Here is a 25404-nt window from a genome sequence, read left to right as displayed (position 1 = left end):
TCGGGACGGGGTCAATATGGCGCCGGAATGGCCGCCACGGTGCCGGGCTGCCAGCTGCGGATGAAGGCCAGGCAGCGGTGCGAGTCGAGCGGTGGCGACAGCCAGAAGCCCTGGATTTCGTCGCAGCCCTGTTCGCGCAGGTAGCTCAGCTGCTGCTCGCTCTCGACGCCCTCGGCGATGACGTTCAGGCCCAGCGAATGGCCCATGGTGATGACCGTGGCGGTGATCGCCTCGTCGTCGGGGTCGCGGGTGAGGTCGCCGATGAATTCCTTGTCGATCTTGAGGGTGTCGATCGGCAGCCGCTTGAGGTAGACCAGGGATGAATAGCCGGTGCCGAAGTCGTCGATCGCCAGGGTGATGCCGAGCTTGCGCAGCTCGTTGAGCACGTGGGTGGTCTGTTCGGCGTTCTGCATCACCATCGACTCGGTGACTTCCAGTTCGATGCGGTTCGAGGGTACGCCCAGGTCCTGCATCAGCGTGCGCAGCTGTTGGGGCAGGTTGCCGCGCAGCAGCTGCAGCACCGAGACGTTGATGCCGATCGACACCTCGTTCAGGCCGTTGGCGCGCCAGCGCTTGAGCGTCTGCAGGGCCTCGCTGAGCACCCAGTCGCCGATCTGCAGGATCAGCCCCGATTCCTCGGCCAGCGGGATGAACACCGTCGGCGGGATCTCGCCCAGCTCGGCGCTGTGCCAGCGCAGCAGCGACTCCACGCCGGTGATGCGGCCATCGGCCAGCGCCATGCGCGGCTGGTAGACCAGCCGGAACTCGCCGCGGTCGAGCGCCTTGCGCAGCGAGGCCAGCACGGTGGCGCGCCGGCGCGACTCCGCGTCCATGGTCTCGTTGTAGATCTGGTAGGTGTTGCGGCCCTCGGCCTTGGCCTGGTACATCGCCGTGTCGGCGAACTTGAGCAGGTCGGTCGGCACCAGGGCGTGGTCGGGGTAGAGGCTGATGCCCAGCGAGGGGGTGATCGAGACGTCGTGGCGTTCGTCCACTTCCAGCGGCATGGTGAAAGCGGTCAGGATTTCGCGCGCCATGCGCTCGACCGCCGGGAAGGACTCGACGTCCTCGAGCACCACGGTGAATTCGTCGCCGCCCAGGCGCGCCACGGTGTCCGACGCACCGACGGTGGCCTGCAGTCGCGTCGCGGCGGCCTTGAGCAGCCGGTCGCCGGCGGCATGGCCGAGCGAGTCGTTGATGTCCTTGAAGCGGTCCAGGTCCAGGAACAGCACGGCCACCCGGGTGTCCTGGCGGCGGGCACGCACGATGGCCCGGCCCAGGCGTTCGGACAGCAGCGCGCGGTTGGGCAGGCCGGTGAGCGTGTCGTAGTTGGCCAGGTAGCGCAGCTCCTGCTCGGCGCGCTTCTTGTCCGTGATGTCGTTGACCACGGCGACGAAATGGCTGCGCAGCCCCATGGCGTCGCGCACCTCGCTCATTTCGATCCAGCCCAGGAATTCCTCGCCGTCCTTGCGACGCTGCCACATTTCGCCGGCCCAGTGGCCGGTGCGCTCGAGCACGTCGCGCACCCGGCGGTAGAACTCGGCGCTGTGCTGGCTCGAATCGAGCAGGCGGCTGTTCTGGTTGATCACTTCCTCTTCGCTGTAGCCGGTGATGCGCGAGAAGGCCGGGTTGACCGAGATGAAGCGGAAGTCCAGGTCGATCACCGCCACGGCCTCGCTCATGCTGCGCAGCACTTCCAGGGCGACGCGGCGTTCGCGTTCGGCGCGGCGGATGGCGGTGATGTCGCGGGCGGTGCCGGCCATGCGCAGCGGGCTGCCGGCGCTGTCGCGCTCGACCACCTTGCCGCGTGACCGCACCCAGACCCACTCGCCGCGGGCATTGCGGATGCGGTGTTCGGATTCGAAGACCTCGGTGTGGCCGACGATGTGCTCCTGCAGCAGCTTCTGCACCCGCGGCAGGTCTTCGGGGTGGATCGACTGCGTGCGCCAGTCGTCGGTGCTCATCTGGTCGCGGCTGCCGTGGCCGAACAGCTGGCTGGCACCGAGCCGGTAGAGGCTGTTTTCGCGGATGTTCCAGTCCCAGAACTCGTCGCCCGAACCCCACAGGGCCAGGTTCAGGCGCTCCTCGCGTTCGTGGATCTCACCCAGCAGCGAGGTTTCCTGGCGGCGCCGGTGGCTCCAGACCCGCCAAAGCAGCCAGCAAAGGAAAAGCGCGATCGACAGCAACACCCATTGGACGATGCCGCCCAGCGCCAGTCCGTCGGCCTGGGCCACAACCACCCCATGTAGGTTCAGCGCCATTACGACCGGTGGTCCCCTGCGACGTCCCCGTTATCTGCCTGAGTGTAGGGTGGCGCTAACAGCCCGACAAGCGCCGCGGCGGCCCTTGCTAGAATGCCGGCATCCCCGACAAGGCCGTTTTCATGACCCAAGCCCCGCTCCCAGCCCATGCCCTCGTAGCCGCCGAGCTCCAGTCCCTGGAGGCTTCGCTGGACGCTTCCGAGCTGCATGGGTCGCTGTGTGGCTACCTTTCCGGCGGTGGCGCGCACGAACGCAAGGGCTGGTTCGCGGCGGTGATGTCCGACGCGCTGCTGTCGCCGGTCGAGCCCGACAGTGCCCTTGACCAGCTGTACCTGGCCAGCACCGGCCAGCTCGAATCGCCGGATTTCGGCTTCGAACTGCTGCTGCCGGCCGAAGATCGCCCCGTCGAGGAGCGTGGCGACGGCCTGCTGGCCTGGTGCCGCGGCTTCCTGGGCGGTTTCGGCCTGGCCTCGGGCGCCAACCCGCCGTTGTCCGAGGAATCCGAGGAGGCCCTGGCCGACATGGCCCGCATCGCCGCCAGCGACCTGACCTATGAAGAGCCCGAAGCCGACGCCGAGGCGCTGGAGGAGGTCACCGAGTTCATCCGCGTCGCCGCCCTGCTGCTGCACAGCGACTGCGTGCTGGGCCCCCGGCACCGCCGCAAGCTCAACTGAGCCGGCCATGATCAAGCCGGCCGAATTCGCACGACGCCGCAAGCAGCTCATGCGCATGGCGGACGAGGACGCCATCCTCATCCTGCCGACCGCGCCCGAGCGCGTGCGCAGCCACGACACCCACTATCCCTATCGCCAGGACAGCGACTTCTGGTACCTGTGCGGCTTTCCTGAGCCCGAAGCCGTGCTGGTGCTGGTGCCCGGGCGTGCCCACGGCGAGGTCCTGCTGTTTTGCCGCGAGCGCGACGCCGAACGCGAAACCTGGGACGGGCCGCGCGCCGGTCCGGAGGGCGCGGTGGACGCCTATGGCGTGGACGACGCCTACCCGATCGCCGACCTGGACGAGATCCTGCCGGGCCTGCTCGAGGGACGATCGCGGGTCTATTACCACTTCGGCCGCGACACCGAATTCGACCTCAAGCTGATCGGCTGGGTGAACCGGGTCCGCTCCCAGGTGCGCCAGGGTGCCCAGCCGCCGCACGAATTCCTGGAACTGGGCCACCTGCTGCACGAACTGCGCCTGTTCAAGAGCCCCGGCGAACTCAAGCTGATGCGCCGTGCCTGCAGCATCGCCGCCGAGGCGCAGATGGCGGCCATGCGCGCCACCCGCGCCGGTGGCCATGAATACGAAGTCGAAGCGGCGCTGCAATACACCTACCGGCGACACGATGCCGTGGCCGCCTACGAGCCGATCGTCGGCGCCGGCGCCAACGGCTGCGTGCTGCACTACCGGGCCAACAAGTCGGCCCTGGCCGACGGCGACCTGCTGCTTTGCGATGCCGGCGCGGAATACGCCGGCTACGCCTCCGACATCACCCGCACCTGGCCGGTGAACGGGCGCTACGACAAGCAGCAGCGCGCGCTCTACGACATCGTGCTGGCGGCCCAGGAAGCCGCGATGGCCCACGCCCGTCCCGGCCGCCCCTGGATCCTGGGCCACGAGGCGGCGGTGGAAGTACTCACAGAAGGCCTGCTTTCCCTGGGCCTGCTCAAGGGCAGCCTCAAGGCGGCCCTGCGCTCGGGTGCGTACCGGCGCTTCTATCCGCACAAGACCGGCCACTGGATCGGCCTGGACGTGCACGACGTCGGCGAATACAAGGTCGCCGGTGACTACCGCGAACTCGAGCCGGGCATGGTCTTCACCATCGAACCGGGCCTGTACATCCCGCCGGGCAGCAAGGGCGTGCCGGCCAAGTGGCAGGGCATCGGCATCCGCATCGAAGACGACGTCGCCATCACCAAGACCGGCCACGAGGTGCTGACCGACGGCGTCCCCAAGGACGCCGACCAGATCGAAGCCGTCATGGCACAAGGCCTGTAGGAGCGCCTTCTGTGGGAGGGACTTCAGTCCCGAAAGCGCTCGGGACTGAAGTCCCTCCCACAGAAGGCGCTGTTACATATCGAACTTGTTCAGTTCGACGCCTTGCGCCTGGTAGTGCTTCCAGCGCTCGCGCAGCGGCGCGCGGGCGGCGGGGTCGGCGGGCACCACTTCCAGCACGCGTTCGAAGCCGGCCGGCACCGGCGCGTCGCGCAGGTTCAGGACCAGCGGCCGCAGCGGCGGCGACTGCTCCGGGGCGGCGATGAGCACCTCGACCTCGTCTTCGTCCTCGTCCATGCCGGCGATCTGGTGCGGCAGGAACTCGTCGGGGTCGAACGACCACATCAGGTCGTCCAGGGCCTCGGCCTGCTGGGCCGAGGCCGCCAGCACCAGCAGCGGCTGGCCGGCGTGCACGGCCTTGCGGGCCAGTTCGCACACCAGTAGCAGCGGCTGTTCGCGAAAACGCGGTTTGCCGATCAGGTAGAAATCGGCGCGCGCCATGGTCTTCAGCCGGCCCGGTCGATCAGCCACTGCGACAGCAGGCCCACCGGGCGGCCAGTGGCCATGCCCTTGCGGCCCTCGGTGTTGGACACACCGGCGATGTCGATGTGGGCCCAGCGCTGGCCTTCGGTGAAGCGCGAGAGGAAACAGCCGGCGGTGATCGTGCCGGCGGACTTGCCACCGATGTTGTAGACGTCGGCGAAGCCGGACTCGAGCTGGCTCTGGTAGTCGTCCCACAGCGGCAGGCGCCAGGCGCGGTCGTGCGCCATCTCGCCGGCGGCCAGCAGTTCGTCGGCCAGGTCGTCGTGCTTGGACATCAGGCCGGCGGCGTGTTTGCCCAGGGCGATCACGCAGGCGCCGGTGAGCGTGGCGACGTCGACGATGGCCTGCGGCTCGTAGCGCTGCACGTAGGTCAGCGCATCACACAGGATCAGGCGGCCTTCGGCGTCGGTATTGCCCACTTCGATGGTCTTGCCCGACATCGAGGTCAGCACGTCGCTGGGCCGGTAGGAATCGGCGTCGACCATGTTCTCGACCGCCGGCACCACCATCACCAGGTTCAGGGGCAGCTTCATCTTCGCCACCGAGAGGAAGGTGCCGAAGACGCTGGCTGCGCCGCACATGTCGAACTTCATGTCCTCGATGCCGCCCTGGACCTTGAGGTTGACGCCGCCGGAGTCGAAGGTGATGCCCTTGCCGACCAGGGCGTAGGGCTTGGCGTCGCCGGCGCCGTTGTAGCGCAGCACCACCAGGCGCGGCGGATTGGCAGAACCGCGGGCGACCGCCAGCAGCGATCCCATGCCCAGCTTTTCCATCTCGGCGCGGTCGAGCACCTCGGCCGTCACGCCTTCGTGGTCCTTGGCGATGCGGTGCGCGGCGTCGGCCAGGTAGCCGGGGTTGCAGATGTTCGGCGGCAGGTTGCCCAGCTCGCGCGCCAGCTCGACGCCGGCGGCGATGGCCTGGCCGCGTTCGAATTCGGCCTTGTGCGCGTCGTCGCCGGCGATGTCCACCGACTTGATGCCGTCCTTGCGCTCGTTCTTGCTGCAGGTCGCGGTGTAGGCATAGGCCGCGTGGTCGGCGGCGACGACGGCCTCGCGCACCGCCCAGCCGGCGTCACGGCCGGCCACGGCCAGTTCCGGGAGCGTGAGCAGGGCGCTGTGCACGGGCCCGGAACGCAGGGCGCGCACGGCGTCGGCGACCGCCTTCTGGAACTGCGGCGCGCTGAACTTGGCCTGTTCGCCCAGGCCCACCACCAGCACGCGCGGAGCCTTCACGCCATCGAGGTCGTGGACCATGGCGGTGCGGCCGGTCTTGCCCGACAGGTCGCCGCGCTTGGCCAGGGCCGACAGCCGGCCACCGGCCGCCTTGTCGATGGCCGCACCCGACGCGGACAGGGTTCCGTCGGCGTAAAGGCCCACGACGACACAATCGGTGTCGGCGCTGGTGGGTTCGGGGCGGTTCAGGCGAAATTCGAGGCTCATGGGCAAGTCACCGTTACAATTCACAAACCCCGATTCTAGCAAGCCCACTCCCTTCCCATCCCGGCGCCCCTGAATGCTGCTCATCGAGCGTTACCTGACGCGCCAGTTCGCCCAGTCCGTTGCCGCGGTCGCCGTCGTGCTGCTGCTGGTGGGCCTGGGCGGGCTGCTGGTCGACCTGATGAGCGAAATCGCCCGCGGCAAGGTGCCGGCCGGCCTGCTGCTGTCCCAGCTGGGCCTGCGCTCGATCCAGGTCCTGCCGCTGCTGCTGCCGCTGGCGCTGTTCGTGGGCCTGCTGCTGTCGGTCGGCCGGCTCTACGGCGACAGCGAGATGGCCGTGCTGGCCGCGGTCGGCCTGGGTCCGCGCCAGCTTTGGCGGCCGCTGCTGCTGGTGACGGTTCCCGTGGCCCTGGTGGTCGCGCTGGCCTCGTTGTGGGCCGCACCGGCCGGGGCCCGGCTGGCGCAGCGCATGGTCGAGGACGCCAACCGCTCCTTCCTGGTGGCGGGCCTGGAGGCCGGCCGCTTCATCGAGCTGCCGGGGCGTGCCGGCATCCTCTACGTCGGCGAGATCGACGCCGAAGGCGCGCGGTTTGGCCGCATGTTCGTGCAGTCCGAGCGCGATGGCCGGCTCGACGTGGTCACCGCCCGCGAGGGCGAACTGATCCTGGAAGGTGAACTGGGCCGCTACCTGCTGCTGCGCGACGGCTTCCGGGTCGAAGGCGACCCCGCCGCACGCGATTTCCGGATGATGCGTTTCGCCGAAAACGAACTGCAGGTGCCCGATCGCGAACCCGATGTCGATGCCGACGCCCTCGACGCGGTGCCGACGCGGGCGCTGTGGCCGGCGACCGGCGCGGCCCCTCGAGCCGAACTGCACTGGCGCATCGCCACCCCGCTGATGGTGCTGCTGCTGGGCGTGCTGGCGATGCCGCTGGGGCGCGGCGAGCCCCGCCAGGCGCGCTACGGCCGCATCCTGGCGGCCCTGCTGATCTACATCAACGCCATGATCCTGCTGGTGCTGGGCAAGGGCTGGCTGGCCGTGGGCACGCTGCCGACCTGGCTGGGACTGTGGTGGCTGCTGCTGCCCATGGCCGCGCTCGCGGGCTGGCTGTACCTGGCCGACGGCCGCATGCCGCGCCGGCGGGTGGCGGCATGATGCTGCTCCGGCCAGGGCGCATCGACGCCTACCTCGCCCGCAGCGTACTGCTCGCGACGCTGGCGACCTGGGCGGTGTTGCTGGGTTTCGACCTGCTCACGGCCATGGTCAACGAGCTCGACGAAGTGGGCGAGGGCGGTTACACGCTCAGCCATGCCTTCCTCTACACGCTGTACACGCTGCCCCGGCGCGCCTACGAACTCTTCCCGACCACGGCGCTGATCGGCACCGTGCTCGGCCTGGGGGGGCTGGCCGCGCATTCGGAGCTCACCGCCATGCGCGCGGTCGGGCTTTCCCGCCTGCGCATCGGCCTGGGTGCCCTGGGTTCGAGCGGCCTGCTGGCGCTGCTGATGATGATCAACGCCGAAACCGCCGCCCCCCTGGGCGAACAGAACGCGCAGCTGGTGGTGAACTCGGCCAAGGCCGGCGACGTGGTGATGGCGCGGGTGTCGGGCCTGTGGGCGCGCGAAGGCAATATCTTCCTCAACGCCCGCGACGGCCAGCGCCGCGAACAGGACGGCGAGACCTGGACCGAACTGCAGGGCGTCCGCCTGTACGAATTCGACGACACGGGCCGCCTGCTGTCGCTGGCGGAGGCCGACAAGGCCGAACACCGCCGGGGCGAGTGGCGGCTGCACGACGTCAGGCGCACGCGCTTCGACGCACGTTCGGTCGAGGTCGAAACCCACGAGACCGAAGCCTGGCGCACGGCCCTGGGCGACGAAGTCGTGTCTTCGGCGGTCGCGCGTCCGCGTTACCTGTCCAGCGCCGAGCTGCGGCGCAACATCGGCTACCTGGAACGCAACGGCCTGGACGCCAAGTCGTTCGTGAATGCGTATTGGGCGCGCTGGTTCTATCCGCTCAACGTGGTGGTGCTGTGCCTGGCCGCGCTGCCCTTTGCCTTCGGCTCGCTGCGCTCGGGCGGCTTCGGCAAGCGCCTGTTCGTCGCCATCGTCATCGGCATCGGCTACCTGCTGGCGCAGCGCCTGGTGGTGAGCCTGTCGGACGTCTACCGTTTCGATGCGCGGCTGGCCTACCTGCTGCCGCCGATCGCGCTGATGGCGGTGTGTTGGGGCGTGTTCGCCAGGCGCGAATGATCCGCTAGCGCGGCGCGGCGTCCAGCCGGACCAGCACCGTGCCGCTGGCCAGGTCGTGCCAGGCGCGGCGTTCGCGGTCCACCAGGCACCACAGGTAACCCAGGCCCAGGGCCAGCAGCGACACGGTCGCCACCGCATAGCGCAGCACCAGGGCGCGCGGGGCAGGGCGGCGGCCGTCGGCGCCGAGCACCTTCAGGCGCCAGGGCCGCATGCCCAGGGTCTGGCCGCCGCGGCGCCAGGAAAGCACCACGTAGCCGCCGGTCACGGCCCAGAGCACGGCCAGTTCCAGCCACGACAGCAGGCTGCCGGGCACCACCGGCTCGCCGCCGCGGGCCAGCAGCATCACCGCACTGGCGGCGATCCACAGCGCCAGCGCCGGGAAGAAGTCATAAACCATGGCGAACAGGCGCCAGCCCAGGTGGGCCGGGTGGGCGCTGGCGGCGTGCACGGGCTGGGTTGCGCTCGCGGAGGAATCGGTTTCGGGCATCGCGACAGCATAGCCGGCACCGGTGGCGGTCGCTAAGCTGCCGGCATGCCCGCAAGCCGTCCTGCCGATCGTCGCGCCCGCGCCCTGGCCCTGCCGCCGGCCTCGGAGGCCGACCAGCGGGCGATCACCGGTTTCCTGGACCGGGCCTGGGCCGAAAGCGGACTGGCGCGGCTCACCCTCGACAGCTACCGGCGGGACCTCGAAGGACTGGCGCGCTGGCTGGCCGCCCGCGGCCAGAGCCTGGCCGGCGTCGGGCGCCAGGGCCTGTTCGACTACCTCGCCTACCGCACCGCCGCCGGTTATGCCGCGCGCAGCAATGCCCGGCTTTTGTCGGCGCTGCGCGCGTATTTCGCCCAGCAGGCGCGCCTGGGCCTGCGCGACGAAGACCCCACTGCGCGGCTCGACCCGCCCAAGCTGGGGCGCAGCCTGCCCAAGGCGCTTTCGGAAAGCGAAGTCGAGGCGCTGATCCAGGCCCCGGACGTGGATACCGCCGCCGGCCTGCGCGATCGCGCCATGGTTGAACTGATGTACGCCACCGGCCTGCGCGTGAGCGAGCTGGTGAACCTGCCGGCGATGGCGGTCAACCTGCGCCAGGGGGTGCTGCGGGTCACCGGCAAGGGCGGCAAGGAGCGCCTGGTGCCCCTGGGCGAGGAAGCCCAGCACTGGCTGCAGACCTACCTCGACCAGGCCCGTCCCGCCCTGGCCGCGGGCAAGCCGGCGGCGGCCCTGTTCCTGGGGCGCGGCGGCGAGGCCCTGAGTCGCCAGCAGTTCTGGAACGTCGTCAAACGCCTGGCCGTGCTGTCGGGCATCGACCCGGCCCGGGTCAGCCCGCACGGGCTGCGCCACAGCTTCGCCACCCACCTGCTCAACCACGGCGCCGACCTGCGAACCCTGCAAATGCTGCTGGGCCACAGCTCGCTGTCGACCACCCAGATCTACACGCTGGTGGCGCGCGAGGGGCTCAAGCGCCTGCACCAGCAGCACCACCCGCGCGCCTGAGAAGACGGCCGCCTGTGCGAGAATCGCGGAACTTTCCGATCCCTGACGGGTCGGACCGGCATTGCCTCCGCTACGTTCCTGGGAATTCCACCTGATGATCCGCCCGACCCTGCTCGCCCTCGCCCTCACGACCTCCCTGGCCGCCTGCGCCGCCGAAACGCCGGCCACCGAGGCCAAGGCCGGGGCGAAGGCCGCTGCCGCACCGGCCACCGCCGACGCCGCCACCCGCGAGCGCATCCAGGCCGCGCTGCAGACCCTGGCGCCGGGCATGAAGATCGACGGCATCGCGCCGTCGCCCATCCCCGGCTTCGTGGAAGTCGCGGTGGGTGCGCGCGTCCTGTACGTCTCCCAGGACGGCAAGCAGCTGCTGCAGGGGTCGCTGGTCGACATCGCCAGCCGCGAAAGCCTCACCCAGGCCAGCGAAGCCCGGCTGCGCCGCGGCATGCTCGCCGGCCTCGGCGAGGACACCGGCATCCTGTTCGCCGCGGCCCAGCCCAAGTACGAAGTCACCGTCTTCACGGACATCGACTGTGGTTACTGCCGGCGCATGCACAGCGAAATCGCCCAGTACAACCGCCTGGGCATCAGCGTGAACTACCTGTTCTATCCGCGCGCCGGCATCGGCTCGGAGTCCTACCAGAAGGCCGTCAACGTCTGGTGCGCGCCCGACCGCCGCAAGGCCCTGACCGAAGCCAAGGCCGGCAAGGACCTGCCCCAGGGCGACTGCACCAGCCCGGTCACCCAGGACTTCGACCTGGGCCGCCGCATCGGCCTGGACGGCACCCCGGCCATCTACGCGCCCGACGGCACCCAGCTCGGTGGCTACGTACCGCCGGCGGAAATGCTGGCCCGCCTGGACGAAATGGCGGCCAAATCGGGCGAATAAGCCCAGAAAAGGACCCGAAGGCCGGGCCGGGAGCCCGGCCTTGGTTTACAATCGGCGGCCCGCTTCCCCAGGAATCTGTGCGGACATGATCGTCCTCGAGGGCCTGCCGGCCCTGTCGCCTTTCCGGCACGAACGTCTTCAAGCCCGCCTGCAGCAGCTCGTGCCCGGGCTCCGGCTCACCGGTGCCTGGTTCGCCTACTTCATCGAGCCCGAAACCGGCGCCAGCCCGGACACCGCCGCGCTGGGCCGGATCCTGGAAGGCTGCGTGTCCTTCCAGGCCCCTGAAGCCGGCGCCAGCCCGCGATTCGTGGTGCCGCGCCTGGGCACGCTGTCGCCCTGGGCCAGCAAGGCCACTGAAATCCTGCGCGGCGCCGGCCTTTCGGTGAAACGCGTCGAGCGAGGCACCCGCCTCGACCTCGATGGCCTGCCGGCCGCCGACGACCCGCGCTGGCCCAGGCTCGCCCGCATCCTGCACGATCCAATGACCCAATCCCTGCTTGAGTCACGCGAGCAGGCGGCGGCGCTGTTCGTCGCCGGCACCCCGGGCCCGGTCGAACACATCCCGACCGACCAGCTCGACGCCGCCAATGCCCGCCTGGGCCTGGCCCTGTCCGACGACGAGATCGACTACCTGCGCCGCCGCTATGGCGACCTGGGTCGCGCCCCGACCGACGCCGAACTGATGATGTTCGCGCAGGCCAATTCCGAACACTGCCGGCACAAGATCTTCAACGCCGACTGGATCATCGACGGCGAGCCGCAGCCGCTTTCGCTGTTTCGGATGATCAAGAACACCCACGCGCGCAGCCCGCAGCTGACCCTGACCGCCTACAGCGACAACGCGGCGGTGGTGCAGGGCCATCCCGGCGCGCGCTTCCGCCCGGAGCCGGGCACCGGCGAATACGGCCACAGCGCGCCGATGGATTCGGCCTTCGCGATCAAGGTCGAAACCCACAACCACCCCACCGCGATTTCGCCGTTCCCGGGTGCCGCCACCGGCGCCGGCGGCGAGATCCGCGACGAAGGGGCCACCGGCCGTGGCGGCAAGCCCAAGGCCGGCCTCACCGGCTTTTCGGTGTCGCACCTGCGCATCCCGTCCTTGCCCCAGCCCTGGGAATCCGAGCGTCCGCTCAACCCGCGCATGGCGACCGCGCTGGAAATCATGACCGACGGCCCGATCGGTGCCGCCGCGTTCAACAACGAATTCGGCCGACCGGCGCTGGCCGGTTATTTCCGCAGCTTCGAGCAGGCCACCGACCAGCCCGGCCTGGTGCGTGGCTACGACAAGCCGATCATGCTCGCCGGTGGCCTGGGGGCGATCGACCCCTCGCAGGTCACCAAGCTGGGCCTGCGACCCGGCGACGCGGTGGTGGTGCTGGGCGGCCCGGCGATGCTGATCGGCCTGGGCGGCGGTGCCGCCTCGTCGGTGGCGGCGGGGCAGAGCTCGGAAGACCTCGACTTCGCCTCGGTGCAGCGCGACAACCCGGAAATGCAGCGCCGCTGCCAGGAAGTGATCGACCGCTGCTTCGCCCAGGGCGAACGCAATCCCATCCTCACCGCCCACGACGTCGGTGCCGGCGGCCTGTCCAACGCCATCCCGGAACTGCTGCACGACTCCAACGTCGGCGGCGTGATCGAGATGGCGAAGATCCCCAGCGACGATCCGTCGCTGTCGCCGATGCAGCTGTGGTCGAACGAAGCCCAGGAGCGTTACGTGCTGGGCGTCGCCGCCGACCGCGTCGCGGACTTCGAAGCCATCTGCCGGCGCGAACGTGCCGTGTTCGCCGTCGTCGGCCACGCCACCGCCGAGGAGCGCCTGGTGCTGCGCGACGCCGACGGCAGCACGCCCATCGACCTGCCGATGGACCTGCTGTTCGGCAATTCGCCGAAGATGTCGCGTGATACCCAGCGCGAGTCGACGCCGCGCTGGCCGCGGCTGGACAGCGCCAGGCTCGATTTGCACGAAGCCGGCCTGCGCGTGCTGTCGCACCCGACGGTGGCGGCCAAGAACTTCCTGGTCACCATCGGCGACCGCAGCGTCGGTGGCCTGTGTTCGCGCGACCAGATGGTCGGCCCCTGGCAGCTGCCGCTGGCCGACGTCGCCATCACGCTGACCGACTTCAACGGAGTTTCCGGCGAAGCCATGGCCATCGGCGAGCGCACCCCGCTGGCCTTGCTCGACGCCGCCGCTTCGGCGCGCATGGCCGTCGGCGAGGCCATCACCAACCTCGCCGCGGCGCCGGTCGCCTCGCTCGAGGAAGTGAAGCTGTCGGCCAACTGGATGGCCGCGGCGGCGTTCCCGGGCGAAGACGCGGCGCTGTTCGACGCGGTCAAGGCCGTGGGCATGGAGCTGTGCCCGGAGCTGGACATCGCCATCCCGGTCGGCAAGGACTCGCTGTCGATGCAGGCGCAGTGGCAGGCCGAGGAGGGCCCGCAGAAGGTCGTATCGCCGGTGTCGCTGGTGATCAGCGCCTTCGCCCGCGTCGCCGACGCGCGCCGGCAGCTGCTGCCGGTGCTCGAGCGCAACGGCGACACCGAAATCTGGCTGATCGGCCTGGGTGCCGGCCAGCGCCGCATGGGCGGTTCCATTTTGGCCCAGGTGCACGGCGTCTTTGGTGGCGCCTGCCCGGACCTGGACGAACCCGACCGCCTGCGTTCGTTCTTCGAACTCATCCAGGCCGCGCGCGCCGACGACCTGCTGCTGGCCTACCACGACCGTTCCGACGGCGGCGCCTTCGCGGCGCTTTGCGAGATGGCCTTCGCCGGCCACTGCGGCCTGGAACTCAACCTCGAAGGCTGGGGCGACGACGCCTTCGCCGCGCTGTTCAACGAAGAACTGGGCGCGGTGGTGCAGATCGCAAGCGAACACCGGGTGGCGTTCGCCGACCTGGTCAACCGCCACGACCTCACGCACTGCGCGCAGCGCATCGGCAAGCCGACCACGGCACCGGTGGTGCGCGTGAACCAGGGCCGCGAACTGCTGGCCGAGTGGGGCTGGCAGCAGCTCTTCGGCGCCTGGTGGTCGGTAACCCACGCCGTGCAGGCGCTGCGCGACGACCCGGCCGGCGCCGACGGCGAGCGCGCGGCGCGCCTGGATTTCGCCGATCCGGGCCTGTCGCCCGTGCTGGGCTTCGATCCGGCCGACGACATCGCCGCGCCCTACATCCACACCGGCGTGCGTCCGAAGATCGCGGTGCTGCGCGAGCAGGGCGTCAACGGCCAGGTCGAGATGGCCGCGGCCTTCGACCGCGCCGGTTTCAGCGCCATCGACGTGCACATGACCGACCTGATCGAAGGCCGGCACCGCCTGGAAGACTTCAAGGGCATGGCGGCCTGCGGCGGCTTCAGCTACGGCGACGTGCTGGGCGCGGGCCGCGGCTGGGCCACCTCGATCCTGGAACGCCCCGACCTGCGCGAACAGTTCGCCCGCTTCTTCGAACGCGCCGACAGCTTCAGCCTGGGCGTCTGCAACGGCTGCCAGATGCTGGCCCAGCTCAAGGGCCTGGTGCCGGGCGCCGAACACTGGCCGCGTTTCCTGCGCAACCGGAGCGAGCAGTACGAAGCCCGCCTGGCCTTGGTGGAAGTGCTCGAATCCCCGTCGATCCTGTTCGCCGGCATGGCCGGTTCGCGGATCCCGGTGGTGGTGGCCCACGGCGAAGGCCAGGCCCGCTTCGACCAGCCCGGTCACCTGGACCAGGCGGCGGTGGCGCTGCGTTTCGTCGACAACAGCGGCGCCGCGACCGAGGCCTATCCGGCCAATCCCAACGGTTCGCCGGGCGGCATCACCGGCCTGGCCAGCCGCGACGGCCGCGCGACGCTGATGATGCCGCATCCCGAGCGCGTGTTCCGGACCCTGCAGATGAGCTGGCATCCGGCGGAGTGGGGTGAGGATTCGCCCTGGATGCGCATGTTCCGAAACGCCCGCGCCTGGGTCGGTTGATCCCGGCTCCAGACGTGCATAAACGCTGACCCCGACAGCGGGAGCGGGAGCGGGCAGGGCCCGGTCCCGGCGCGTCCAGGCGTCCGCGGCTGAACCCGCGGGTGGATGAGACCTGCTAAATTCCGGGCTCCCCATCATGGAGTCGCCCGTGGCTTCGGCAATCCAGGAAACCAGCCAGAACGCCGACCTGCGTATCGCGGAAGCGCTGGCCGAACGCGGCCGCCTCAAGGACAGCGACCTGGCGCGGGCCCAGCGCCTGCACGCCGAAGCCGGCGGCTCGCTGGTGGCGCTGCTGGTGCGGCTTGGCATGGTGTCCGAGCGCGACATGGCCGAAACCGCCGCCGAGGTGATGGGCCTGCCGCTGGTGTCCACCAAGGACTGCCCGGACGCGCCGCCGCCGGGCGTGCAGCTGTCGCTGCGCTTCCTCAAACAGGCCTCGGTGGTCCCGGTCGGCGAGGACGAAACCCACGTCGACCTGCTGGTCGCCGATCCGCAGGAGCCCTACGCCGCCGAAGCCGTCACCCTGGCGACCGGGCGCGCGGTGCGGGTCAAGGTCGGCCTGCGCGCCGAGATCGCCGACCTGGTCGAGCGCTATTACGGCACCGGTCGCTCGGCCATGGGCACCATCGTCGAAAACCTGGGCGATGAATCCAGCGGCGACGAGGCCGACGTCGAACAACTTCGCGACCTGGCTTCCGAAGCGCCGGTGATCCGGCTGGTGAACCTGGTCATCCAGCGCGCGGTCGAGCTGCGCGCCTCCGACATCCACATCGAACCTTTCGAAAACCGCCTGAAGGTGCGCTACCGCGTCGACGGCGTGCTCGAAGAAGCCGAGTCGCCGCCGGCCAACCTCACCGCGGCGGTGATCTCGCGCATCAAGATCATGGCCAAGCTCAACATCGCCGAGCGCCGGCTGCCGCAGGACGGCCGCATCATGGTGCGGGTGCAGGGCAAGGAACTCGACCTGCGCGTCTCGAGCGTGCCCACCGCCCACGGCGAAAGCGTGGTCATGCGACTGCTCGACCGCGAGTCGGTGGTGCTGGACTTCAAGGCCCTGGGATTCACCGATGAATTCCTCGGCAAGTTCACCAAGGTGCTCGAGCAGCCGCACGGCATCCTGCTGGTCACCGGCCCGACCGGTTCGGGCAAGACCACCACGCTGTACGCGGCGCTGAGCCAGCTCAACACCCCCGACGTGAAGATCATCACCGTCGAGGATCCGGTCGAGTACCAGATCGAGGGCATCAACCAGATCCAGGCCAAGCCGCAGATCGGCCTGGATTTCGCCCAGGCGCTGCGCTCGATCGTGCGCCAGGACCCGGACATCATCATGATCGGCGAAATGCGCGACCTGGAAACCGCGCGCATCGCCATCCAGTCGGCGCTCACCGGCCACCTGGTGCTCTCGACGCTGCACACCAACAACGCCGCCGGCGGCATCACCCGCATGATGGACATGGGCGTCGAGGACTACCTGCTCACCTCGACGGTGAACGGCATCCTGGCCCAGCGCCTGGTGCGCCGCATCGAACCCACGCACGCCGAGAAGTACGAGGCGCTGCCCGAAGTGATCGAGGAATTCGGCCTGCGCCGTTTCCAGCCCGAAGGCCCGATCCATCTGTACCGCCCGAAGCCTTCCGCGCTGACGCCCACCGGTTACCTGGGGCGCACCACGATCATGGAATTCCTGGTCATGGACGACGAACTGCGCCGGATGGTGATGCAGCACGCCGGCATGGGCGAGCTCGAGGACGCCGCCCGCCAGCGCGGCATGCGCACCATGTACGAAGACGGCCTGCTCAAGGCCATGCAGGGCCTGACGACCATCGAGGAAGTCCTGCGCGTGACCCAGGAAGCCTGAGCCGATGCCGCTGTTCCGCTACAAGGCCCTGTCCACCGCCGGCGAAATGCTTGAAGGCCAGATGGAAGCCGGCAGCGCCGAGGACGTGGTGGTGCGCCTGCAGGAACAGGGCCACCTGCCGGTCGAAGCGCAGCGCGCCGACGCCGACGGCGCGGGCGTGGGCTGGTCGGCGCCCTGGCGGCGCAAGGAATTCGACGAAGAACAGGTCCTGCAGTTCACCCAGCAGCTGGCCACGCTGCTCGGCGCCGGCCAGCCGCTGGACCGCGCCCTGGGCATCCTGCTGGAACTGCCCGAAACCCCGCAGGCGCGGCGCGTGGTCGAACGCATCCGCGAGGCCGTGCGCGGCGGTGCGCCGCTGTCGACCGCGCTTGAACAGCAGCACGGCGTGTTCTCGCGCCTGTACGTGAACCTCGTGCGCGCCGGCGAGGCCGGCGGCAGCGTGCACGAGTCGCTGCGCCGGCTGGCCGACTACCTCGAGCGCAACGCCAAGCTGCGCGGCCGGGTGGTCAACGCGCTCATCTACCCGGTCATCCTGGTGGTGATGGTGTTCGCCTCGGTGGGTTTCCTGATGGCGGTGGTGGTGCCGCAGTTCCAGGAACTGTTCGAAAGCATGGATGCGCAGCTGCCCTGGTATTCGGAAGCCGTGCTGCACGCCAGCCTGTTCATGCGCGCCTGGTGGTGGGCCGTGGCCCTGCTGCTGGTCGGTGCCGGCCTGTGGCTGGCGATGCGCCTGCGTGAACCCGACGCCCGCCGCGCCCTGGATGAACGCATGCTGCGCCTGCGTTACGTCGGCGACCTGGTCTCGCGGCTCGACACCGCCCGGCTGGCGCGCACCCTCGGCACCCTGGTGCGCAACGGCGTGCCCTTGCTGAACGCACTGAACCTCTCGCGCCCGGTCTTGTCCAACCGGGTGCTGGCCGACGCCGTCGAAGCCGCCGCCGAGGACGTCAAGACCGGCAACGGCCTGGGTTACGCGCTGGGCCGGCAGAAATGTTTCCCGCGCCTGGCCGTCCAGATGATCCAGGTCGGCGAGGAGTCCGGCGAACTCGATACCATGCTGCTGAAAGTGGCTGATACCTTCGACCTCGAGACCAGCAACGCCCTCGACCGCCTGATGGCGGCCCTGGTGCCGGCCCTGACCATCGTGATGACGATCATCGTTGCGGTGATCATCCTGTCCGTGCTGCTGCCCATCTACGACCTCACCAACGCCATAGGCTGACCCATGCAAAAAGCCCTCCGCATCCCCCGGCAGCCGCGCGCCCAGCGCGGCATGAGCCTGATCGAGATCATGATCGTCATCGTCCTGATCGGTGGCGTGCTGGCCCTGGTCGCCAGCCGCGTCATGGGCGGCCAGGACCGCGCCAACGTGCGCCTGGCCGAAAGCCAGCTGACCATCCTGGCCGAGAAGATCGACGCCTACCGCCTCGACACCGGCCGCCTGCCCGACTCGCTCGACCAGCTGGTCAACGGCGGCGGCCAGCCCAATTGGCTCGGCCCCTACGCCAAGGCCGAAGAGCTCAAGGACCCGTGGAACACGCCCATCGAGTTCCGTCGTCCCGGCAGCAACGGCCCCTTCGAACTGGTGAGCCTGGGCGCCGACCAGGCCGCCGGCGGTGAAAGCGTCAACGCGGACATCCGCAAGCCCTGACCGGGCAGGCGACGCCGCCATGAATCGCGCGCGCGGCATGTCGCTGCTGGAACTGATGATCGTGGTGGCGCTGATCGCCACCCTGGCCGGCATCGGCGCGATGGTCATCGGGCGTTCGCTGCCCGGCCGCGAACTGCACGACGCCGCGCGCACGGTCGCCGGCGAGCTGCGCTTCGCCCGGGCCCGCGCCATCGCCACCGGCCGGCCGCAGGTGTTCGTCATCGACGTCAACTCACGCGAATGGCGTGGCGCCGACGAGCGCCAGGGCAGGCTGCCCGAAGGCCTGGACGTGGTCGCGACCACCGCGCTCGAGGAACGCCCGGCCCGCGACCAGGCCGCCGTGCGCTTTTTCCCCGAAGGCGCCTCCACCGGCGGCCGCATCGTCATCAAGCGCAGCGAGGCGGCCTGGCGCGTGGACGTGGCCTGGCTGACCGGCGAAGTCACGCTGGGCCGCGGCGAGGGCGAACCATGAGCCGCGTCCGGGGCTTCAGCCTGATCGAAGTGATGCTGGCCTTCGTCCTGATGGCGGTGTCGCTGGGCATCCTGATCGCCATCCTCGGCGGCGGACTGGCCCAGGTGCGCACCTCGGGCGACGCCACCGAGGCCTCGCTGCTGGCCGAAAGCCTGCTGGCCGGGCAGGGCGTGCTGTCGGCGATCGAGCCGGGCACGCAGCAGGGCGAATTCTCGCGGGGTCGCTATCGCTGGACCCTGGAAATCACCGAAGTGCCCGACCCGGCGCCGGCGGCGCCGGAAGTGCCGGGCAGCGAACCGGTGGAAGCCGTCGGCCGGGTCAGGGCCAATGCGCCGGTGCTGTACCAACTCCAGCTCGACGTCGGTTGGGGCGAGGGCGAATACGCGCGCCAGTTGCGCTTCACCAGCTTGCGCGCGCGGTACCCGCAGCCGGTGGAAGGGGGCCTGCAATGAAGGCGACGCGCGGCTTCAGCCTGATCGAGGTCCTGATGGCCACGGCGCTGCTGGCGGCCGGCATGGCCCTGGCTTTCGCCGCGCTCACCAATGCCACCCGCGCCACCACCGTCGCCGAACAGGAATCGCAGCGCGCCGAGCGCCTGCGCGCCGTGCAGGGGTTCCTGCGCCGGCAGCTCGAAGGGGCGCTGATGCTGCCGATGGAAATCCCGCGCGCCGGCGAAGAAGCGCCGGTGTTCGAAGCCAGCGACGACCACCTGCGCCTGGTCGCGCCGATGCCCGGCTACCTCTCGCGCGGCGGCCCGTACGTGCAGGAGTTCCGTCTGGTGCGCGGCCCACGCGGACTGCAGCTGCAGTTCCAGCACAACCAGCTCAGCCCGGAAGGCCCGATCGAACACGAGCGCCCGCCGGAAATCCTGCTCGACGGCATCCGCGACGCCCGCTTCGCCGTGCGCACGCTCGAACCCGACGGCGACCCGGGCGACTGGCAGTCCGACTGGGAGACGGTGGGCCAAATCCCGCGCCTGGTGCGGCTGGAACTGGAGTTCGCCGAGCCGAGGGCACGCTGGCCCGAGTTCGTGGCCGCGCCGCGCCTGGGCCAGTCGCCGCAGCCGGGCGGCGGCGGTCGGGTGTCGCCGGGTGATCCCGAGCCGGAAGAACCGGGGCGGGTGCGATGAAACGCGCGCGCGGTGCCGCCCTGCTGCTGGTGATCTGGCTGCTGTTGTTGCTGGCCGGGCTGGTGGTCGTGTTCGCCTTCAGCGCCCGCATCGAGTCCATGCAGGGCAGCGCGCTGCGCGCCCGCCTGGCCGGCCAGCTGGCGGCCGAATCGGGCCTGGAGATCGCCGCGCTGCGCCTGGCCGAAGCCGATCCCACCCGCCGCTGGTTCCCGGACGGTCGCGCCAACACCTTCGAATACGCCGGCCACCAGGTCGAGGTCCGGGTCCGCGACGAGTCGGGCAAGGTCGACATCAATGCCGCCGATGCCTCGCTGATCGCCGACCTGATGCTGGCGCTGGGCGTCGAGGAAGCCCGGGCCCGGCAGCTGGCCGGCGCCATCCAGGACTGGCGCGACCCGGACGACCTGCTGGCCATCGGCGGGGGCGCCGAAGACCCCGATTACGCCGCCGCCGACCTTGACTACGGCGCCAAGGACCAGCCCTTCCATACCGTGTCCGAACTGCAGCAGGTGCTGGGCATGGACGAGGACGTCTACCGGCGCCTGGTGCCCTATGTCACCGTCTACACCGCGGCGCCCCGGCCGCTGCGCGACTTCGCCGAGCTTCCGGTGCTGCAGGCGCTGGGCATGGCGCCGGCCGACGCCATGGCCTGGGTGGAGGCGCGATCGGCCTGGCAGCCGGGCCTGCCGCTGCCCCTGTCGCCCGAAGGCGGCGCCCTCGCCGCGGCCGGGTCCGGCACGTATAGTGTGGCCAGCCGCGCCGTACGTCCGGACGGCCTGGCGGTCGAAGTCACCAGCACCGTGCGGATCGGCGCGGCGGCGGGCTTCGGCCAGCTCTACGCACCGCTGGCCTGGCGGGTAGGGGAACCCGACTGATGCCTGCTGTCGACAAATTCACCACATCGCTGGAAACCCTGCGCCTGCGACTGGCGCGCACGCCGCTGCCGGCCTGGGGCCGCGAGGCGGCCGCGGCGTGGCAGGGCGTGCTGCCGCCGGCGCTCAAACCGCTCGTGCAAGGCGATGCCAGCCGATTGCTGCTCGATCGCGACGGCGACCAGCTGCGCGTGGCCGTCGCCGACGCCGCCGGCGAGCGCCCGCTGGGCGAGGTCCCCTTGTCCGACCCCGACGTCCGGGATGCCATGGCCCGCCGCCTGGCCGACTCCCCGGCGCCGGCATGGCTGATGTTGCCGGCCAGCGCCGTGCTGCGCCGCACGCTCAGCCTGCCGGTGGCCGCCGAAGCACGCCTTCGCGACGTACTCGTGCACGAAATCGATCGCCAGACCCCGTTCACCGCCGACCAGGTGAGCTTCGAAGGCCGGGTGCTGGGCCGTGATGCCGGCGGCCAGGCGCTGCGGGTCGAACTGCTGGTGCTGCCGCGCGCACGCCTGGAGGCGGAGCTGCAGGCCATCGGCCCGCTGGCCGCGCGCCTGGCCGGTGCCGACGTGCGTGATGCCGACGGTCGCGGGCTGGGCATCAACCTGTTGGCGCACACCCAGCGCGCCCGTCGCGCCGACCCCTCGCGCCGCCTCAACCTGGCCCTGGCCGGCATCGCGCTGGTGGCCCTGGTCCTGGCCCTGGGGCTGGTGCGCTACAACCGCAGCCAGGCCCTGGCCGAGCTGCGCGCCGAAGTCGCCCAGGCCAATGCCGAGGTACGCCAGGCGCGCATGGCCCGCAACCAGCTGGTAGCCAAGGTCGAGGCCGCCAATTTCCTGGCCACGCGCCGCGCGGCCAGGCCGACGATGCTCGAAGTGTTGGACGAGCTCACCCGCCGCGTCCCCGACGACACCTCGGTGGACAAGCTGACCATCGACGACGGCAAGATCGTGATGGTCGGCCAGAGTCGCGCCGCGCCGGCCCTGGTGGGCCTGCTGCAGGCGTCGCCGATCGTGGCCGAACCCGCCCTCACCGGCGCGGTGCAGGCCGATCCGCGCAGCGGGCGCGATCGTTTCACGCTCACCGCCCGGATCGTTGCCGGGCCGACGGAGGTCGCCGATGGCACCGTCCGCTGACCGCGCCCGCTGGCTGCTGGCCGGCGTGGCCCTGGCCGCGCTGGCCTACTTCGTCCTGGTGCATTGGTGGTTCACCGCGCCGATGATGGCCATGGGCGGCGAAATCACCCGCCTGCGTGATGAACAACTGGCGCTGCGCATGGAAATCGCCCAGCGCCCGGCGCTGGAAGCCGAACTCCAGCGCGTGCGCGCCTTCGAAGCGGGCAATACCGCCTACCTGCCCGAAGCCAACCGCCAGCTGGCGACGGCGGCGCTGGTGCAGCGGCTCGAAGCCGTGGTGTCCCAGGCCAGCCAGCAGTCCTCGCGCTGCCAGATCACCGCCCGCACGCCCACCGAGGGTCGCAGCGACGAGCCCTTCGTCCGCGCCACCGTGCAGGTGCGTCTGCGCTGCGGCATGCCCGAGCTGGCGGCCGTGCTGCATGAGCTCGAAAGTGGCAGCCCGCAGCTGTTCGTCGACAACCTCGACCTGCTCTCGCGTGCCAGCTATCTGGGCGCCGTCCAGGAGTCGGGTGCGGTGGACGTGAACTTCAACCTCTACGGCTACCTGCTCGAAGTGCCGGGGGTGCCCGGTGCTTGAGTCCCTGCGCCCGGTGAACGTGCTGCCCGCCGCGCTGGCGGCCTGGGCCCTGGCCCTGTTGCTGCTGGCGGTCGCCGGCCTGGGCGCCAACTTCGGCCCGCATCCCGACGACCCGGCGCTGGCGCCGGCGCTGCCACGGGTCGAACTGGCCGAGACCGGCCCGCGCCTGGGTCCGCCCAGCCAGTACGCCGAGGTTGCCCAGCGGCCCTTGCTGATCCCGAGCCGGCGTCCGGCCGCGGTGTCGGAATCCGGCGACCAGGACGCGCCGCTCGACTTCAGCCTGACCGGCGTGCTGCTGGCCGGCGAGTTCCGGGCCGCGATGCTGCAGAGCCCGGACGGCAGCCGCAATGAACGTGTCCGCGAGGGCGAACTGGTCGAAGGCACGTCCTGGCGGCTGGTGTCGCTGGAACCGCGCGCCGCGGTCTTCCAGGGCCCGGAAGGCGAACGCCGCCTGGACCTGCGCGTCTACGACGGCAGCGGCGACCCGGTCCGTTCACAAACCGCCGCGGTGCCACCACCGCCACAGGCCGAGGGCAGCCGTCGCGGCCGCCGTGCCCCGGTGGCGACCAGTACGCCCGCCAGCGAGGAACCGCGTCCGGCGACGGCCACGGAGACCGGGGCCATGAGCGAAGAACAGCAAGTCGAAGCAATCCGTCGCCGCATCGAGGCCCGCCGCGCGCAGATGCGCGAGCAGTCCGCACGCGAAGGCCAGAAGGTAGAGTAGCCAGATGACAGTCCGATTCCGCCCCGTTCCCCTGCTCGCGCTGGCCTTGCTGGTTTTCCTGGCCGGCTGCGCCACGCCCGCCGGTCCGGTCATCAGCCGCGGCGCCGACCCGATGGCCGGCGTGCCGGTGGTCAGCCGCGAGGCCACCGCGCCTGAGGCCGATGCCGACCCGTCTGCCGAGGCCGCGCCCGACCCCTATGCGCCGCGCCTGACCCCGGGCAGCGGCCGCGTGATCAACGAACGGGTTGCTTCGGCGCCGCCGCCGGCGCTGGACATGCCGGGCGAGGCCACCTTCAACTTCGAAGGCGAGCCGGTGCACGCGGTGGTGAAGGTGATCCTGGGCGACCTGCTGCAGCAGAACTACGTCATCGCGCCCGGCGTGCAAGGCCAGGTGACGCTGGCGACGCCGCGCCCGGTCAATGCCGCCCAGGCCTTGGGCCTGCTGGAGATGGTGCTGGGCTGGAACAACGCCCGCCTGGTCTGGCTCGACGGCCGCTACAACGTGCTGCCCACCGACCAGGCCCTGGCCGGCAACCTGTCGCCGCGCACCGGCGGCGTCGCCGACGCCCGTGGTTACGAGGTGCGCGCGGTGCCGCTGCAGTTCATCTCGGCCAACGAGATGAAAAAGGTGCTCGAACCCTATGCCCGGCCCAATGCCGTGGTCAGCACCGACCCGGCGCGCAACCTGATCGTGCTGGCCGGCACCCGCGCCGAGCTGCAGAACTACCTGCGCACGGTCGAGATCTTCGACGTCGACTGGCTGTCGGGCATGTCGGTCGGCGTGTTCCCGCTGCTCTCGTCGGAAGCGGACGAGGTGGTGGCCGAACTCGAGGCGGTGTTCGGCGCCGAAGGCAATACGCCCGTGTCGGGCATGTTCCGCTTCATGCCGCTGCAGGGCCAGAACGCCGTGCTGGTGATCACGCCGCAGCCGCGCTACCTCAGCGAAGCCAAGACCTGGATCGAACGCCTGGATGCCGGTGGCGGCGAAGGTGCCCGCCTGTATACCTACGAAGTGCTGTACATGAAGGCCACCGACCTGGCCGAGCAGCTCAGCCAGGTCTTTGGTGGTGGCTATTCGGCGTCCGGCGGCAGCCAGGCCAGCGGCCCGCCGTCGCTGATGCCCGGCCTTGAGCCGGTGCAGATTCGCTCGATCAACACGCCGGCGCCCGACGCCGCCGACCCGGGCGCGCGCGCCAAGGCCGCCGAGCAGGCCGCCAGCGCACGCCGCGGCGACCGCGGCGGCGACGGCATCGCCGTGGGTTCCTCGGACGACGTGTCGGTCAGCGCGGTCGAGGAATCCAATGCGCTGCTGGTGCGCGCCACGCCCGCGCAGTGGGAGTCGATCCGGCGCACCATCGAACGCCTGGACACGATGCCGCTGCAGGTTCACATCGAAGCGCAGGTCGTCGAAGTCGAGCTCAGCGGCAAGCTCAGCTATGGCGTCAACTGGTTCTTCGAACAGGCCGTTACCGAAAACGACCTGCCCAGTGCCGTGGGACGCGACATCTGGGGCGACATCGCCGGCAGCGTGACCGGCGATGGTGGCCTGGGCTGGACCTTCCTGGGGCGCAACGCGGCGGCGGTCATCACGGCGTTGGACAATCAATCCAACGTACGCGTGCTATCCACGCCCTCGGTCGTGGTGCGCAACAACGCCGAAGCCAAGCTCGACGTCGGCACCAAGATCCCCGTCAATTCGACCAGCTTCAATCCGATCGTCGGGGACGGTACCGGCGGCAATGGCACCTTCACCCAGGTCCAGTATCTCGATACCGGCGTCATCCTCACCGTGACCCCGCGAATCAGCCGCGATGGCACCGTGTTCATGGAGATCGACCAGGAAGTGAGCTCGCCGGGCGATACGGCCGACGAAAACGGCAACCTGCCGATCAACAAACGCAGCCTGGTCACCGAAGCCGCGATCCAGAGCGGCGAGACGGTGATGCTCGCCGGCCTGATCCGCGACAGTTCGCTCAAGGGCAGCGACGGCGTTCCCGGCCTGAGCCGCCTGCCCGTGGTGGGCGCGCTGTTCGGCAAGAAGACCGAAGACACGCTGCGCACGGAAGTGATCATCCTGGTCACCCCGCGCGTCATCCGCGACCCCAATGAAGCCCGTCGCCTGACCGACGAATACGGCGAGCGTTTCCGCGCGCTCGATCCGCTGCGCCGGGAAGACGACAGCCGCTGA

General features: G+C 70.3%; 22 protein-coding genes. 18 read left to right on the top strand and 4 right to left on the bottom strand.

The window, feature by feature from the left end; genetic code table 11:
- Nucleotides 1-11: 11 nt before the first annotated feature.
- Complete coding sequence (locus N788_RS11545; RefSeq protein ID WP_244444128.1) at nucleotides 12-2258, bottom strand: putative bifunctional diguanylate cyclase/phosphodiesterase; 2247 nt, start codon at nucleotides 2256-2258, stop codon at nucleotides 12-14.
- Nucleotides 2259-2380: 122 nt separating this feature from the next.
- Here N788_RS11545 and N788_RS11540 point away from each other — a divergent pair, with 122 nt between their 5' ends.
- Together N788_RS11540 and N788_RS11535 are read left to right on the top strand one after the other, a co-directional pair.
- On the top strand, nucleotides 2381-2932 hold the full coding sequence (locus N788_RS11540) for a UPF0149 family protein (RefSeq protein ID WP_034225206.1): 552 nt from the start codon (nucleotides 2381-2383) through the stop codon (nucleotides 2930-2932).
- 7 nt (nucleotides 2933-2939) lie between these two features.
- Entirely contained in the window at nucleotides 2940-4253 is a 1314-nt protein-coding gene (locus N788_RS11535) for an aminopeptidase P N-terminal domain-containing protein (protein ID WP_034225205.1), read from the top strand.
- A gap of 72 nt (nucleotides 4254-4325) precedes the next feature.
- Here N788_RS11535 and N788_RS11530 read toward each other — a convergent pair whose 3' ends face one another.
- The gene (locus N788_RS11530; RefSeq protein WP_034225203.1) at nucleotides 4326-4751 is read right to left on the bottom strand and encodes a DNA polymerase III subunit chi; all 426 of its coding nucleotides are present in this window, start codon (nucleotides 4749-4751) and stop codon (nucleotides 4326-4328) included.
- 5 nt (nucleotides 4752-4756) lie between these two features.
- The gene (locus N788_RS11525) at nucleotides 4757-6232 is read right to left on the bottom strand and encodes a leucyl aminopeptidase (protein WP_034225201.1); all 1476 of its coding nucleotides are present in this window, start codon (nucleotides 6230-6232) and stop codon (nucleotides 4757-4759) included.
- Nucleotides 6233-6305: 73 nt separating this feature from the next.
- Between N788_RS11525 and lptF the strand changes: the two genes are divergently transcribed.
- Nucleotides 6306-7385, top strand: a complete 1080-nt coding sequence (gene lptF / locus N788_RS11520; RefSeq protein WP_034225199.1) for an LPS export ABC transporter permease LptF — start codon at nucleotides 6306-6308, stop codon at nucleotides 7383-7385.
- The gene (gene lptG / locus N788_RS11515) at nucleotides 7382-8482 is read left to right on the top strand and encodes an LPS export ABC transporter permease LptG (RefSeq protein ID WP_084696023.1); all 1101 of its coding nucleotides are present in this window, start codon (nucleotides 7382-7384) and stop codon (nucleotides 8480-8482) included. The genes lptF and lptG overlap by 4 nt, the downstream gene beginning before the upstream one ends.
- 4 nt (nucleotides 8483-8486) lie before the next feature.
- Here the strand turns inward: lptG and N788_RS11510 are convergent, their stop codons facing one another.
- Nucleotides 8487-8969, bottom strand: a complete 483-nt coding sequence (locus N788_RS11510; protein WP_034225195.1) for an RDD family protein — start codon at nucleotides 8967-8969, stop codon at nucleotides 8487-8489.
- Between the two features lie 45 nt (nucleotides 8970-9014).
- Here N788_RS11510 and xerD point away from each other — a divergent pair, with 45 nt between their 5' ends.
- The 14 genes from xerD (at nucleotide 9015) to gspD (ending at nucleotide 25404) form a co-directional block, all read left to right on the top strand.
- Nucleotides 9015-9968 (top strand): site-specific tyrosine recombinase XerD, encoded by a 954-nt coding sequence (gene xerD / locus N788_RS11505; protein ID WP_034225194.1) that lies wholly within the window; start codon nucleotides 9015-9017, stop codon nucleotides 9966-9968.
- A 94-nt stretch (nucleotides 9969-10062) separates the two neighbouring features.
- Nucleotides 10063-10854, top strand: coding sequence for a thioredoxin fold domain-containing protein (locus N788_RS11500; protein ID WP_034225193.1), 792 nt, complete (start codon nucleotides 10063-10065; stop codon nucleotides 10852-10854).
- Nucleotides 10855-10939: 85 nt separating this feature from the next.
- Complete coding sequence (gene purL / locus N788_RS11495) at nucleotides 10940-14794, top strand: phosphoribosylformylglycinamidine synthase (RefSeq protein ID WP_034225191.1); 3855 nt, start codon at nucleotides 10940-10942, stop codon at nucleotides 14792-14794.
- Nucleotides 14795-14942: 148 nt separating this feature from the next.
- Nucleotides 14943-16655 carry a type II secretion system ATPase GspE gene (gene gspE, locus N788_RS11490; RefSeq protein WP_425476484.1) on the top strand — a complete coding sequence of 571 codons (1713 nt, stop codon included), beginning with the start codon at nucleotides 14943-14945 and terminating at the stop codon, nucleotides 16653-16655.
- 4 nt (nucleotides 16656-16659) lie between these two features.
- On the top strand, nucleotides 16660-17877 hold the full coding sequence (locus N788_RS11485) for a type II secretion system F family protein (RefSeq protein ID WP_034225186.1): 1218 nt from the start codon (nucleotides 16660-16662) through the stop codon (nucleotides 17875-17877).
- A gap of 3 nt (nucleotides 17878-17880) precedes the next feature.
- Complete coding sequence (gene gspG, locus N788_RS11480) at nucleotides 17881-18306, top strand: type II secretion system major pseudopilin GspG (RefSeq protein ID WP_034225184.1); 426 nt, start codon at nucleotides 17881-17883, stop codon at nucleotides 18304-18306.
- A 19-nt stretch (nucleotides 18307-18325) separates the two neighbouring features.
- Entirely contained in the window at nucleotides 18326-18778 is a 453-nt protein-coding gene (gene xpsH / locus N788_RS11475) for a type II secretion system protein XpsH (RefSeq protein WP_034225182.1), read from the top strand.
- Nucleotides 18775-19230, top strand: a complete 456-nt coding sequence (locus N788_RS11470) for a type IV pilus modification PilV family protein (RefSeq protein ID WP_034225180.1) — start codon at nucleotides 18775-18777, stop codon at nucleotides 19228-19230. Before xpsH ends, N788_RS11470 begins: the two co-directional genes overlap by 4 nt.
- On the top strand, nucleotides 19227-19907 hold the full coding sequence (locus tag N788_RS11465; RefSeq protein ID WP_051924606.1) for a prepilin-type N-terminal cleavage/methylation domain-containing protein: 681 nt from the start codon (nucleotides 19227-19229) through the stop codon (nucleotides 19905-19907). The genes N788_RS11470 and N788_RS11465 overlap by 4 nt, the downstream gene beginning before the upstream one ends.
- Nucleotides 19904-20782: a type II secretion system minor pseudopilin gene (locus tag N788_RS11460; RefSeq protein WP_034225178.1), complete on the top strand. Its 879-nt coding sequence runs from the start codon at nucleotides 19904-19906 to the stop codon at nucleotides 20780-20782. Before N788_RS11465 ends, N788_RS11460 begins: the two co-directional genes overlap by 4 nt.
- Entirely contained in the window at nucleotides 20782-21915 is a 1134-nt protein-coding gene (locus tag N788_RS11455) for a PilN domain-containing protein (RefSeq protein WP_051924605.1), read from the top strand. Before N788_RS11460 ends, N788_RS11455 begins: the two co-directional genes overlap by 1 nt.
- Nucleotides 21899-22492, top strand: a complete 594-nt coding sequence (gspM, locus tag N788_RS11450) for a type II secretion system protein GspM (protein WP_034225176.1) — start codon at nucleotides 21899-21901, stop codon at nucleotides 22490-22492. Before N788_RS11455 ends, gspM begins: the two co-directional genes overlap by 17 nt.
- Complete coding sequence (locus N788_RS11445) at nucleotides 22485-23216, top strand: hypothetical protein (RefSeq protein ID WP_152560470.1); 732 nt, start codon at nucleotides 22485-22487, stop codon at nucleotides 23214-23216. The genes gspM and N788_RS11445 overlap by 8 nt, the downstream gene beginning before the upstream one ends.
- A gap of 4 nt (nucleotides 23217-23220) precedes the next feature.
- Nucleotides 23221-25404: a type II secretion system secretin GspD gene (gene gspD, locus N788_RS11440; RefSeq protein WP_034225172.1), complete on the top strand. Its 2184-nt coding sequence runs from the start codon at nucleotides 23221-23223 to the stop codon at nucleotides 25402-25404.

Source organism: Arenimonas donghaensis DSM 18148 = HO3-R19 (assembly GCF_000743535.1).
GTDB classification, from domain to species: Bacteria; Pseudomonadota; Gammaproteobacteria; order Xanthomonadales; family Xanthomonadaceae; genus Arenimonas; species Arenimonas donghaensis.
This window is presented reverse-complemented; position numbering and strand designations above follow the sequence as displayed.

Excerpts from the sequence above, each read along its gene's own strand:
- lptG (WP_084696023.1), top strand. The coding sequence starts at position 7,382 with ATGATGCTGCTCCGGCCAGGGCGCATCGACGCCTACCTCGCCCGCAGC.
- N788_RS11535 (WP_034225205.1), top strand. The coding sequence starts at position 2,940 with ATGATCAAGCCGGCCGAATTCGCACGACGCCGCAAGCAGCTCATGCGC.
- N788_RS11465 (WP_051924606.1), top strand. The coding sequence starts at position 19,227 with ATGAAGGCGACGCGCGGCTTCAGCCTGATCGAGGTCCTGATGGCCACG.
- xpsH (WP_034225182.1), top strand. The coding sequence starts at position 18,326 with ATGAATCGCGCGCGCGGCATGTCGCTGCTGGAACTGATGATCGTGGTG.
- N788_RS11510 (WP_034225195.1), bottom strand. The coding sequence starts at position 8,969 with ATGCCCGAAACCGATTCCTCCGCGAGCGCAACCCAGCCCGTGCACGCC.
- gspM (WP_034225176.1), top strand. The coding sequence starts at position 21,899 with ATGGCACCGTCCGCTGACCGCGCCCGCTGGCTGCTGGCCGGCGTGGCC.
- N788_RS11470 (WP_034225180.1), top strand. The coding sequence starts at position 18,775 with ATGAGCCGCGTCCGGGGCTTCAGCCTGATCGAAGTGATGCTGGCCTTC.
- N788_RS11455 (WP_051924605.1), top strand. The coding sequence starts at position 20,782 with ATGCCTGCTGTCGACAAATTCACCACATCGCTGGAAACCCTGCGCCTG.
- N788_RS11460 (WP_034225178.1), top strand. The coding sequence starts at position 19,904 with ATGAAACGCGCGCGCGGTGCCGCCCTGCTGCTGGTGATCTGGCTGCTG.
- N788_RS11500 (WP_034225193.1), top strand. The coding sequence starts at position 10,063 with ATGATCCGCCCGACCCTGCTCGCCCTCGCCCTCACGACCTCCCTGGCC.
- purL (WP_034225191.1), top strand. The coding sequence starts at position 10,940 with ATGATCGTCCTCGAGGGCCTGCCGGCCCTGTCGCCTTTCCGGCACGAA.
- N788_RS11530 (WP_034225203.1), bottom strand. The coding sequence starts at position 4,751 with ATGGCGCGCGCCGATTTCTACCTGATCGGCAAACCGCGTTTTCGCGAA.
- N788_RS11540 (WP_034225206.1), top strand. The coding sequence starts at position 2,381 with ATGACCCAAGCCCCGCTCCCAGCCCATGCCCTCGTAGCCGCCGAGCTC.
- xerD (WP_034225194.1), top strand. The coding sequence starts at position 9,015 with ATGCCCGCAAGCCGTCCTGCCGATCGTCGCGCCCGCGCCCTGGCCCTG.
- gspG (WP_034225184.1), top strand. The coding sequence starts at position 17,881 with ATGCAAAAAGCCCTCCGCATCCCCCGGCAGCCGCGCGCCCAGCGCGGC.
- N788_RS11485 (WP_034225186.1), top strand. The coding sequence starts at position 16,660 with ATGCCGCTGTTCCGCTACAAGGCCCTGTCCACCGCCGGCGAAATGCTT.
- gspD (WP_034225172.1), top strand. The coding sequence starts at position 23,221 with ATGACAGTCCGATTCCGCCCCGTTCCCCTGCTCGCGCTGGCCTTGCTG.
- N788_RS11545 (WP_244444128.1), bottom strand. The coding sequence starts at position 2,258 with ATGGCGCTGAACCTACATGGGGTGGTTGTGGCCCAGGCCGACGGACTG.
- N788_RS11525 (WP_034225201.1), bottom strand. The coding sequence starts at position 6,232 with ATGAGCCTCGAATTTCGCCTGAACCGCCCCGAACCCACCAGCGCCGAC.
- lptF (WP_034225199.1), top strand. The coding sequence starts at position 6,306 with ATGCTGCTCATCGAGCGTTACCTGACGCGCCAGTTCGCCCAGTCCGTT.